Origin of the sequence: Mangrovibacter sp. MFB070 (genome assembly GCF_000705335.1) — a bacterium.
In the GTDB taxonomy this organism is placed as follows: Bacteria; Pseudomonadota; Gammaproteobacteria; order Enterobacterales; family Enterobacteriaceae; genus Mangrovibacter; species Mangrovibacter plantisponsor.
In genome coordinates, this window is the sequence record NZ_JJMI01000019.1 from 257440 (window position 1) to 269970 (window position 12531).

10 protein-coding genes are annotated in these 12531 nt (G+C 50.3%); 3 read left to right on the plus strand and 7 right to left on the minus strand.

Annotated features, from left to right (window positions below):
- Positions 1–52 precede the first annotated feature (52 nt).
- The 7 genes from DT73_RS07750 to DT73_RS07780 form a co-directional block, all read right to left on the minus strand.
- Positions 53–1189, minus strand: a complete 1137-nt coding sequence (locus DT73_RS07750) for an ABC transporter substrate-binding protein (RefSeq protein WP_036106531.1) — start codon at positions 1187–1189, stop codon at positions 53–55.
- 213 nt (positions 1190–1402) lie between these two features.
- Positions 1403–2074, minus strand: coding sequence for a Crp/Fnr family transcriptional regulator (locus tag DT73_RS07755; protein ID WP_036106534.1), 672 nt, complete (start codon positions 2072–2074; stop codon positions 1403–1405).
- A gap of 162 nt (positions 2075–2236) precedes the next feature.
- Complete coding sequence (locus DT73_RS07760; protein WP_036106537.1) at positions 2237–2971, minus strand: DUF3142 domain-containing protein; 735 nt, start codon at positions 2969–2971, stop codon at positions 2237–2239.
- Positions 2941–5121, minus strand: coding sequence for a hypothetical protein (locus DT73_RS07765; protein WP_036106540.1), 2181 nt, complete (start codon positions 5119–5121; stop codon positions 2941–2943). The genes DT73_RS07760 and DT73_RS07765 overlap by 31 nt, the downstream gene beginning before the upstream one ends.
- Positions 5122–5449: 328 nt before the next feature.
- The gene (locus tag DT73_RS07770; protein WP_036106542.1) at positions 5450–5860 is read right to left on the minus strand and encodes a VOC family protein; all 411 of its coding nucleotides are present in this window, start codon (positions 5858–5860) and stop codon (positions 5450–5452) included.
- A 35-nt stretch (positions 5861–5895) separates the two neighbouring features.
- Positions 5896–7266: a phenylalanine transporter gene (gene pheP, locus DT73_RS07775; protein WP_170123766.1), complete on the minus strand. Its 1371-nt coding sequence runs from the start codon at positions 7264–7266 to the stop codon at positions 5896–5898.
- A 221-nt stretch (positions 7267–7487) separates the two neighbouring features.
- Positions 7488–8807 carry a carbohydrate porin gene (locus tag DT73_RS07780; RefSeq protein ID WP_036106545.1) on the minus strand — a complete coding sequence of 440 codons (1320 nt, stop codon included), beginning with the start codon at positions 8805–8807 and terminating at the stop codon, positions 7488–7490.
- Positions 8808–9434: 627 nt separating this feature from the next.
- Between DT73_RS07780 and DT73_RS07785 the strand changes: the two genes are divergently transcribed.
- The 3 genes from DT73_RS07785 (at position 9435) to DT73_RS07795 (ending at position 12424) form a co-directional block, all read left to right on the plus strand.
- Positions 9435–9980 (plus strand): DUF3304 domain-containing protein, encoded by a 546-nt coding sequence (locus tag DT73_RS07785; RefSeq protein WP_036106547.1) that lies wholly within the window; start codon positions 9435–9437, stop codon positions 9978–9980.
- A gap of 96 nt (positions 9981–10076) precedes the next feature.
- Positions 10077–10625 carry a DUF3304 domain-containing protein gene (locus tag DT73_RS07790; RefSeq protein ID WP_036106549.1) on the plus strand — a complete coding sequence of 183 codons (549 nt, stop codon included), beginning with the start codon at positions 10077–10079 and terminating at the stop codon, positions 10623–10625.
- Between the two features lie 191 nt (positions 10626–10816).
- Complete coding sequence (locus tag DT73_RS07795) at positions 10817–12424, plus strand: phospholipase effector Tle1 domain-containing protein (protein WP_369792583.1); 1608 nt, start codon at positions 10817–10819, stop codon at positions 12422–12424.
- The last annotated feature ends 107 nt before the right edge of the window (positions 12425–12531 follow it).

The following is a 12531-nucleotide window of genomic DNA, read 5'->3' on the forward strand; positions in this document are numbered from 1 at the left end:
GGAATAAACAGAGCAAAACCCGCTACCGGCATACCGGTGGCGGGTTACGTTATCAGGGCTGGTAACTCAGGTTAATTGGCGCATCAGGCAGATGCGTAAAGTGAGTCACGATATAGTGGTAATCGGCTGTTGGGTCGATATCTTTCATCGCTTCCGGGTAGAAAATTTTACCCAGGATCTCCAGGCCAATAATATTCCACGGGTGGTTATAGAAGTGGTGGTAAATCCCTGCCACATGCCCGGCCTGCACTGCCGGAATACCGGCAACGGCATTACGTGCCAGTAAAGCATCAAACTTGGTTTTAATGGCCGCCGGGTCCGTATTGTAACCAAACGGGATCAACGGATTCTGCGCATTACCACGTTTGGAACCGGTCATCAGGTAAAAATCCGGTTTCATGGCAATAATTTTTTCCGGGTTGATGTACCCACTGGCGCCCGTTAACAACGAAGAGCCAATATTATTCCCACCTGCGGCTTCCACCAGACCACCCCAGCCATTGTGCCCATGGGTAAAGCAACAGGCTCCGGATGTGCCGCCAATACCGGCAATAGGTTCAATAAAGACTTCGGGTTTCTTCTTTTGTACAGCAACAATCTGCTGGAGTTTAGCCAGGCGCTGTTGGTAGAAATCGGTATAGGCTTTTGCCTGCGATTCCCGGTTAAGTACTTTGCCTAACAACGTAATACTGGGCATTGTGTTTTGCACCGGGTGCAGTTCGTAATCAACAAACAGTACCGGAATATGCAGCTCTTTGAGGCGCCCAAGCACACCGGTTTGCTCCAGCGCAGGTTTTGCCCGCAACTGAGCAATCATCAGGTCTGGTTCACTGGCAATGACCGTTTCATTATTAACTTCACCCTGGTCGGAGAAGCCCATGTCCGGTATTTTTTCTGCTGCCGGCCAGGCCTTACGCAGAATATCCCAGGTTTGTTCATCCTGTTTTTTTAACAAGTTATTCCAGGCAATGACCCGGTGAAACGGGTTGTCCCGGTCCAGCAAAGCCAGCGCCATAAGATCGCGCCCGTCCTGCAAAATAATATGTTGCGGCTCATGGTCCAGAACCACTGTACGGCCATCGATATCTTTTACGGTTAGCGGGTATTGCGTGGCAATCGCCGCAGCAGGAACCAGCACCAGAGCCATAAAGCAACTGTGCAGTAACCGGCCAGCCCATTGTTTAATCATATTTAGTCACTCATCCCTTAACAGGTGCACTCACACCCATAACCCCATTAGTTGGGAAATATAAATCAGAATGAGAAGTGTTATCACAATGAGTGCGTAACTACAAAGAAACTTAAGGAAAGTCTTATCGACTGTTGAATGATTGTTGAATGATTGATGAAGTTGTATCCAGTTTGGATAACCTGCCTTTCAGCATACCGGCATAAAGAATACTCAATGCCCCCCCGGCAAAATACGAATGTATTTTTTGTGGAGATCAATCTGTTGTTCATCGCTAAGTAACTGAAACGCGCGGTTAAGCGTAGACAGTGACATCCCCAATAATGCAGCAAGCTCTTTTTTACTCAGCGGCAGGCGAACATAGTCGTTGCCTGCTGGCAGAGTACTACAGGTCTGCCACCACATAGTCAAAAAAGCGGCCAGGCGCAATTTTGCATCAGGTAGCATCAGGCATTCTTCCCAATGTTGCTTACTGGCAATGGTACGAGAAAACACATTCAGTATTTGTAGTGTGAAATCTGGAATAATCTGACTTAAGTCATATACCCGGCCAAGTGCTAACTGGCAATATTCTACTTCTGTTGCACAAACCCCAGAGTAAGAATAATACCCTTCAGAATAATCCCCACCAGACAATAATTGACCAGGGAAAACCACACTCCGAATATTTCTATTCTCATCATACAGTTTAACCAGCCCTTTTCTCAAAACAGAAAGTGATGTAACCTTCTGTTTAAATTCAAAAATACAAGAATTTTTAGGTGCTAAAACCGCTGCTTTAAGGCTATTCACAAACAGCGGTTCACAGTGAGCATTATTCACTGAACAGATATTACCAAGCGAGCAATGTGGTGAGTATTCACAGAAAGGATGAGTAATAGACATGACCAGTAACCTGAATTAACAGATTACTATCATAATAAAGCTTTATTATTTTTTCATTTTAAAATAGCCAGGATTAATCCACCCCAATAATTAATTAAACACTATTTATTATGATTCAGCTATTAGTACAGTTACAGATTCAGCTTTGCGGCACTCAGCCGTTTATTGCACCAGGAAAACTACATACCCCCGAAACCATGCCGAATCCCGTACCTCACCAGGCATATCCCCCCAGTTCCCGTTTTCAACCAGGCCAATGCGGAAAGGAATATGCAACCCCTGCAAGGCGGGTAAATAGCGTTGATAGCCAGGCACTGTGCGCTTCCCCTGATAAGTCTGCACCACAATTTCATCAATGGGTAACAGGTTCAGTTGTGCCACACTTCCGGTTTGCGCCCAGTCAAGCAACCCGGTCACCCCTAATGCGAAATCAGCAGGCATTTTTGCACGAACACGTTGCAAAAATACGCCATATTCAGCCAAACGCCCGGTTGCTGCATCAAAATCCAACTGCAAGCCCACTACATGATTCCCGGCCTTTTTCCAGCGCAGCAATAAGTTAACCATGCGGCCAATTTGGTCGTCGGGTAACGCCAGCGTCTCCAGCCGGACAGTCAGCCAAATGTGGGTAGCTTTCACCGAAGCAACAGGTTGCCCCTGGCGCATAAATACAGCTTTTCCGTGCAGGTTTAACACTTCGCCCTGATGGAGATACAAGGTACGAATAGCCGGTAACCCGCCGGGTAAACGCCTGCCTGACCACAGCCAGAAAGCATCATAGTGGCTGGGGGTAACCGTTACTGTTTTCGTTTCCGTAGCAGGCATAGTGCCAGCCAAAATGGCAGGCACTATGCCCAAAAGCCCGGTTACCAGTAATAGCGCAGCTGTTTTGCCCATATATTCCCGGGGTAATCACGGTGTAGTTGGTTAAACCACTGCCTGCGCTGCGCTTTACTCAAATCCTGGCCACCACAATCGTTATACCCGGAAGGGGCATAGCACATCACAGCACGGTAAAGCGCAAAGCTTTTATCTTCCGGCTCACTATTTGGGTTGTTAATAACCAGGCGGTAAAGCGCCATACGGTCTGGCTGGGTGACCGGTTTTTGGTGCTCCACGGCGGTGTCCAGCCCGGCATTACCGCCACTTTCTGGCCAGGTATTAATTTGCGCACCCGCAGTACGGATAAACTCCCCAAGGCAGTTCAGGTTGTGGCTGCCCGCCGGGGATTTAGCCAGTGCCTGAACCGTAGCCTGCAGGGGCTGGCAGTAATAACCCGTTTCAGCCCCTTTTCCATCCCAGCTAAATTGTGCAAGGGAAACATCACTGAAGTCTTCCCCACCGGCCGGGTGGGCAATGTGGTTTTGCAAAGAAATATCTGCCAGCCAGGCGGAATAATCCTGCGCCATCAAATCACGCATCAGTAATGTATGTAATGCAATGGTGCGTTCGTCATCGTTCATTCCCGAGCTCACTTGCTGGTGCAGTAACTCACGCGAGGCAAGCGTTTTTAGCACCAGTGAACGGTAGCGCAGGTTAGTTACCGGGCTGCCTGCAGCAAAAATGTCACCCACTTTTTGCTGTTCCACTTCAGCAGCGGCCACCTGAGCTTCCAGAAATGCCTTGCGCTCGCCATTTTGGGTATGCTCCAACAGGCCTTTCCAGTGCGCGAGAGCTTGCGGCCACTGCTTTAACGCCACTTGCGCATAGCCATACAGAACCTGCTGGCTGAACCCGGGCAGGTCATCATCGCTCACTTGCGCCTGTGGCGTGACAGCCGCCAGCACTGCCGGGTAATCCTGCCGCTGCCAGTACAACCAGGCCGTGTGCAGGTAATCACCCCAGGGTTGTTCCCCCGCCTGGTTAAACAATAGTTGCAGTGTTTTAAGGGAATCAGCTGTAATTTTGGGGCCTGAACTGTCGGTCCGTTCGAACTCGCGTAATAACCGCAGAAACTGAATGAAAGTGAGCAATGGCATTCTGGCATCGGATACAAAATCGTTGTTATACCCATAGCCATAGAGATCGCGGCTCAAAAACTTACTGTCTGTTTCCGCGACAAGCGTCTTCAGCGAAGCGGCATCGGTGGCATGAGTGAGCGCGCTTTCATACTGTGGGCCAAGTACCGACCAGTCCTGCAAATACCACGCAATACGCCGCAACAGGCCTACAGCGGAATCCCGGTATTCACCATCTGGCCAGGTGGCAAGGTAACTTTGAGCAAGTTCTCGCGCCTCGCGAACCATGCCCTGATTCACATTGCGCGCATCAAACATGTCGTATTCATCTTCCGCATACTGCGCACTCATATTTAATTTTGTGCGAATCAGCATGTAACTTGCTGCCTGCGCAACCCATTTCTGCGGGTTTTCCGCCAACTGGCTGAAGGTATTCAGGGCAACAGAATAATTACCGTAGTAAAACGCGCGGGCTGCAGATAAATAACGGTAAAAAGCGCCGGCGGCAGAATCTGGCGGCCAGGCTGCGCTATCTACATGGTCGTCACCATCAACCGCGCCCCCCTCGGCCAGCAAGGCCAGGCGAATTTGAGCCAGTGCTTTGCGCTGCTCTGGCGACAGTGAGCTTTCAGCCTGTAAAGCCGTGATAAATGAGACGGTAGAAGAAATTGAGTTAGACACAAAGCGCGTATCCAGTTCGCCCGGCCCAGGCACATTGAGTGTTTGGCCAGGTATACCCAGCGCGGCCAACTGGTTTTTTAATGCTGCCAGCGCCGCATCTTGTGGCGCAACCGGGTCACCCACCGGTGACTCAGGCTCATCATAGTGGTAACCGAAATGTACGTTACGTACTGTGCTGGCATCCAGCGGGAAGGCATACACTGGCAAGGTAAAATGTTTACCGGCACTTACCAGGCGCAGCAAGTTATCATTGGTATCGTTATCTACATCCAGAAACGGCACCCCTTGTAGTGGGCAGCGCAACACTCCCCAGGGGCAGGATCCTGCATCTGAAGATGCCCATGCTGTTGGCTGGCTGCCAACCAGTGCCAGTAAAACCACACCCAGTTGTAATCCCCTGAAACGCATAATTTTCCCTGTTTTGTTATACCGCCAGCACGCTGTATTTACACAGTGGTGGCTTTACGCCCGTGGTTGCCAGCCACCATAAACAGCAGCCACCAGAGCGGGTTATCATTACCGCGCCCTATAGTGCCAGAGTAACCCACTGAGAACTATAAGAAATGTTTTATGAACACCAAAAACCACTTAAGTGGTAAGGAGTTAACTTTTTAACGTGGGGTAATAACCTGCCTGGCTGCAGGAATCATACCCGGTGAGAGCAGCCAACATTGCGCGGGCTTTCCCAGTTTCCCATGCCAGTTACCGGTATCTGTCTGCCCTGGTGCGTTCCAGGTTACTCGCCATGCGGGTAAAAAACCATGCCTTCCCAGGGTGCTTCCCGGCAGGCTGCAAGCCGGCTGGAAAGCCCACAACAATGGGCTTCCAGTTTGTGCCCGTCAGGGTCAAGAAAATAGACTGAATCACCTTCACTACGGTTTTGCTTCCACTCCACTATGCCAAAGGCAGCCAGCCTGGCGCGGAACTCCGCCATTTTTCCGGGTTCCAGAGTAAAAGCATAGTGTGTGTAATCACTTGATATATCTGGCTTATCAAGCGACAAGCATAGCCAGAGATCACCTAAAGATAAATATGCACCACGGGCCCACTGTGCCCTGGGTGCAAACCCGAGCACCAGGGCGTAAAAATCCATACTGCGTTGAACCTGGCTTACCGCCAGTGTCAGGTGATTCATTCCGGTTAACATATGCCTGCACCTTTAGCGCCCTGAATAACGCCTGATTATAATACTGCCCTGTTACGCCTCTGCAGCCAAAATGCGGCAAATAACACCAACACCCAGACAGGCAACAGAATGGCCGACAGCCGCATGGAGTCCATGGTGCACATCAGGCCAAGGATCAGTAACATAAAGGCGATGCACAAATAATTCCCGGCCGGGTAACACAGCGCAGGAAAGCGGCTGTCACGGCCTTTACGCCGCATGGCGGCACGGAATTTCAAGTGTGCCAGGCTAATCATCAGCCAGTTGAGCAGCAGTGTTGCCACCACCAGCGCCATCAGCAAACCAAAGGCTTTTTCTGGCAAAAGGTAGTTAATCACTATCACCAGTGAAGTAATAATCCCTGACAGCAATAAAGCGTATACCGGCACTCCCCGTTTATTCACCCGGGCCAGGAAAGCCGGGGCATTTTGCTGTACAGATAAGCCAAACAGCATACGGCTATTGGAATAAACTCCGCTGTTATAGACCGAAAGCGAGGCAACAAGAATGATAACATTCAGTACAGAAGCCACCAGGTTACTGTCCAGTTCATGGAAAATCATCACAAATGGGCTACTGTCTGCCTTGACATTCAACCAGGGGTAAAGCGACAACAACACCACCAGTGATCCGATATAAAACAGCAGAATACGGTAGACAACCTGGTTAATCGCTTTGGGAATAGTGGTTTCCGGGCTGTGAGCTTCCGCTGCGGTAATGCCTATCAACTCCAGGCCACCAAAGGAGAACATAATCACCGCCAGAGACATCACCAGCCCGTGAGTTCCAGTGGCAAAAAAGCCGTCATAACGCCATAAGTTGCTGAAACTGGCATGCTGACCGCCGTGGCCGGAAAACAGCAACCACAAGCCGAAGGCAATCATGCCAATAATTGCCAGCACTTTGATAATGGAAAACCAAAATTCCATTTCACCATACAGGCGAACATTCGCCAGATTTACGGCATTAATAGCAATGAAGAAAACGGCCGCCCAAATCCAGGTAGGCACATGGGGGAACCAGTACTGCATATAGATGCCTGCAGCAGTCAGTTCAGCCATTCCTACCAGCACAAACATGACCCAGTAGTTCCAGCCAGATAAAAAACCGGCGAAAGGCCCCCAGTATTTATTGGCAAAGTGAGCGAAAGAACCGGATACCGGCTCTGCCACCACCATTTCACCCAACTGGCGCATAATCAGAAAAGCAATAATCCCGGCCAGTGCATAACCCAATATCACTGCAGGCCCCGCCATTTGAATAGCAGGACCAATGCCTAAAAACAGCCCGGTACCAATTGCCCCACCCAGCGCTATCAATTGAATATGGCGGTTTTTCAGCCCACGGTGCAGTTCCTGGTGGTGCCCGGATGTCTCCTCCGTTAGCAACTCACCGGTGTGTTGTGACGTATTTGCCACGTCTTTCCCCTGTCCTGTTTCGTAAAGGCGCATCTTTTAACACTTCAGGAGCGTGGCGGCAAGGAATGCGCCCGGCAGGTGATTATGCGTTTTTACCGGTATTGTTTATCAAGAGAAGATAATGAAACCGGCCAGGAACTCGCCCGACCAGCTTCATTTGTGGCTTGCCAAAGTGCAAACCTGCTGCTGCGTCAGAAATTAAGGCTGGCACCCAGCCCTGCCACTACGGCATTTTTCACAGCACTGTTCGCGCCAGGCGCGGCGACATATTGAATATTCGGGCGAATAGTCAGCCAGTTTGTCGCATTAACTGAATAGTAGAGTTCGTAATCATATTCCGCGCCATGAATCACTGGCAGGTAAGTGGCGTCGTTATAGTCGCTCACTCCGTGATATTCATTTTCACGTTCCAGCATCCGGCTATAGGCTGAATTAACATGCAACCGGGCTGCACCCAGACCAATTTCATCTTTAGGACGGGACTCAAACATCCCTTTCCAGGCCAGTGCCACCGTCTGAGTGTTATCCAGTTTTGACGTGCGTCTGTCGTTCATAATATTACTCAGCGTAAGCGTCAGACCACGGTGGTTATCATGCCCCTGAGCAAACAGTTGTTGCTGGATGATAAGGTAACCGCCATATCCATGGGCTTCAGATGAATAACTGCCATCTTGCCAGGTATGGTATACCGACCCATGAGCAGAAGTATAATAACCGCCCAGCCGGTAATTACCTTTCAGATGGTCCGGCCCCAGTTCAGGTTGCCAGCCCAGTTCAAACGGAACCAGATTGCCATCGGAATCAGTAAATTCAAAACGGAAGCCATCCCCTTTGTCGTAGTTATACGGGTTTTCATTATATAACCCGACCTGGAAATAGACTTCTGGCGTGAAATTGATTTTCGCCCTGGCCATCCACTGCGAAACTGGCCAGTTCATCCAATAATTACTGCGTGATTTTCCTGGTATGCCAGGACCAAGTGCTAAATTCTGGAAGTGAGTTTCGATAGACCCAAAGTCTTCACCCACAGTGGCCCGGCCAACTTTAATATCCAGGCGGTCATCCCAGAACCCTTTTTTCAACCATAACTGGGTTAAACGCCAGGTCTGCCCACGGCCATAAACTTCCTGAACAGAAGACAGCATTGGACTACGTGAATCACTCAAATTATCAGAAAGATTCTGCCCGTTGCGATCTGTGATGGTTGCCTGAAACTCCGTGTCCTGCCAGCCTAACAGTTTTTCCAGATCCAGATGGGTATTAAACATCCACTGATCGGTATAACGTGCCGTAGTGTGTTTCTGGTAACCACCAAGGTTCGTCGCCGCTTCCATGACATAATTTACATTGAAATCTATGCCCTTATCGTGAAGTTCACTACGCGTACCGCCCCAGTCTCCCAGCATCCACGGTGAATCAACTGCAAAAGGATCAGCAGCCCATGCACCAGAACAGACCAGAGACAGCATTATGCCTGCCGCTAACTTATTTTTTGTCGGTGATAATTTCATACATCTATTTCCAGGTAAAAGAGACAGTGTCCTTGCAAAATTTATAAAAAATAAACAACCAATATACGCAATCACTGCAACAGAAAGCGGCAGTGAATAACGAAAATACCTGAACAGATTTTTAATCAGAGAGTGCTATTTTACCCGGACAAAATAATAACAACATTAAATCAATGACTGTAATATATCCGCTTTACTTACCTGCACTAACAAGAATCACCCCAACCATATGAAAAATATAGAAATACAAGAGGGTAAAATCGCAAAATAACAGCATGTTATGCAAAAAAATTAGGTTAAAACAATCAGTTAATTATATTTCATGGAAATATAATTACATACTAATGACTATATTTTAGTCATAATTAGCATATGTTAAAAACAATAAACACCTCAATAAAAAAGCGCATAAAATATTAACCAGAACATTACAAATACCCCATCACCTATTTAAATATGCGCGACAGGGTATTATTTTTAACCCAGCATCGCCTGGTGAAAATCGATTTCCCACGCCAGGACATTAGTGAGGCATTCACAGCAGATGTTGTGCTTAATAGCATTATTATTTTGTGGTTATTCGTGCGCTGTTATAATGCCGGCTTGAATGGATAACTGGCGGTAATCATGGAACTTTTTAACAGGCTTGAGCAGGTGGACGGGGCAGTAACCCGGTTTTATGCCCGGCGTAAAGTGTGGATCTGGGGTGTGCTGTCGCTGCCGGTGGTGTTTCTGCTTGGGTGGGTTGTGTGGGTAATGTTCTGGGCACCGCCAATGGGCGGCGTGACGCTTGTCGCTCATAGCAAAATTGACCGGCCCATTCTGGGATTCAGTGTTAATGGGATGGCCGGGCCAAATACGGGGGTATACAACTCCAACAATCCACATTCCGGGGTTGGCCGAAATACAACCTGCTGCGGCAGTATCCGCGGGAAGACCGCCGAGGTGATATGGACCGTTACTTATACCAGAGCACAGTACAATGCCGGGTTACGCAAAGAGGTTCACAAGGTCATTATGCCACTGCCAGAGCGTAAACGGGGCGAGAACGACCTGCATGTTCATTTTTTACCGGGCGACCGGGTTCTGCTGGGGTGGAGTGATAACGCCTTCTCACCCTACGACCCACGCAGCCCAAACTATACCCCCTCTGAGCTTCTTCAAGGAGAATAACCATGAAAATGGATTTTGACGCGATTGTCGCCGCCGCACACCAGGCGGCACAGGCCTGTGAATACCTTAACTGCATGTACATAACAGGGGGTAATCATGGGGTTGTTTAACAGGCTTGAGCAGGTAGACGGAGCTGTAACCCGGTTTTATGCCCGGCGTAAAGTGTGGATCTGGGGTGTGCTGTCGCTGCCGGTGGTGTTTATGCTCGGGTGGGTTGTGTGGGTGATGTTCTGGGCACCGCCAATGGGCGGCGTGAGGCTGATTATTCACAGCAAGATTGACCGGCCCATTCTGGGCTTCAGTGTGAACGGCGTGGCTGGTGGCAATGCCGGGGCTTTTGATCCCAATAATAAATATTCGGGTGAGAATGGTAAAACCACTTGCTGCGGCAGTATCCGCGGGAAGACCGCCGAGGTTATCTGGACCGTTACCTATACCAGAGCGCAGTACAACGCCGGGTTACGCACAGAGGTTCATAAGGTTGTTATACCAATGCCTGAGCGTAAGCGGGGTGAAAACGACCTGCATGTTCATTTTTTACCGGGCGACCGGGTCCTGCTGGGGTGGAGTGATAACGCCTTCTCACCCTATGACCCGCGCAACCCGAATCACACCCCCCCTCCCGTAAACACAGAGGGCCAGTGACCATGGCAATAGATTTGGATGCACTAATGGCGGCCGCACACCAGGCGGCACAGGCCTGTGAATACCGGCTGGGAAACTGTTCAAGGATACTGCATATCGGTTTTTTCTTTGACGGGGTGGGGCGCAATATTGAGCAGGATGCACCAGCAAACCGGCTGAGCAATATTGCGCGACTGTACCGGGCATATCCATTGCCAGAAAAAAACACTTTTACAGACTCATATCAGGCGCACTACATATCCGGCCTGGGCACGCCGTTTATAGAGACAACAGCAGAGCGGCTGCAGGTGATGATGGATAAATCCCTGGGCTCGCTGCTGGATGACCTGAAGGGCAAGCCCGTGGATATGGCCAAAGAGGCCTTTCAGTCGTCGGTGGGTGGCGCCAGCGGCAAAGATGTTCTGAAAGAGATGAAGAACACGCTGCTGACCCCGAAGGGGCGGCGGGGAATGCTCAAGGATTCGGCGGTAAATGCCCTGAAGCGGGTGAGCATTGAGGCGACCCCGTGGCTGCGTGACTCAGAATTTATGGCCTGGCACTTTGCGACTGGTGTTGATACGCGCCTTAACAGCGCGAAAGCAAGTTTTAAACTGTCATTTGAGGAGGCGGTAAAATCCGGAGAGGTTCCTGTACGGCTGATTTCGGTGTCCGTCTTTGGCTTTGACATGGGGGGTACGCTGGCCCGGCAGTTTCTCGATGTGCTGCTGGGTGAAATATGCGACAAAAAGACGAGTGGAAAACCAGCCTTTCGCGGCATCCCGGTCGATATCGTGTTTGCCGGGCTGTTTGACTGCTCGCGGGATACGCCGGAGAGCAGCGACAATGGCCTGGACTACGCGGCGGCGGCAGTCAGTTGGCTGCCCGGCCCGGTTACTAAAACGGCAGGAACGGTGGGGTCGCTGTTCGGGCGAAAATATCTTGAGCATATGTCTCCGCTGCCGGAAGCGGTCAAAAAATCGCTGCATCTGGTGGCGGCCCATGAACGGCGGCGCTGGCGGTGTGTATACCGCACCGGCCGGGAAGGTTTTGAGCATCAGGAGGTGCTGATGCCCGGGTGCAGCGAGGATATAGGCGGGGGGTTGAAGCCAGATGAACAGAAACCGAGCGCCGAGCTGTGCCGGGTGGCGCTAAGGAAAATGTATGTGGAGGCCATGAAGGCCGCCGTGCCCTTTCCTGCCCTGAAAAATTTAGATGAGTTTGATCCTGTGGTTGCTGCCTATTTTAGCATGCAGGACGGCGTAGAAAACCAGTCTGCCGGGCAGTGGGTGAGCCGGTATCAGGAAGCCATGCCTGATACCTCGCTCAAATACAGGGCGATGAACCAGCACCTGGACAGCTATTTTGAATGGCTGGGTATACAGCACTATGAGTACAAACGCGAGCTACGGCGGCTGGAGAGCATTCAAACTGGCATTCTGGCATCTGCCGGTGCGTCGATGGGGCTGCTGGGTATCACTCCGCGGGCCAGACAGGCGGCGGATGAGGTGGCAGATGATCTTCGTATCCTGAAAAAACACTGGGGCTGGCTGTCGGATGTGGCCAATGCGGGAAACCTTCTGCTAACCCGGCAACTGCATAACCCGCCACAGATGTTTATGGAGAATATTCACAAACCAGCCTGTGCCCGGGCGAGTCACTTTATAGAATGCGGTACCGCAGGCTTTGATGGCAAGCCGTTACCAATGATGTGGTACAGCGCGCCAGCTGCACTTTATGCGTGGTTCGTGCATGATGTGCAGCGTGCTGAAGGCATCAATGACGGGTATTTTTCCGTGCGATGGATGGAACCCCGGAAATAACGGCACTGACGGCCATGTAACGATCTTCCTGAGATCCCTTTTTACCTCAGGCTTTAACCGACCAGTTACAAACACCCTGCCACTGAGTCAATTTCCCATGGCAGGGT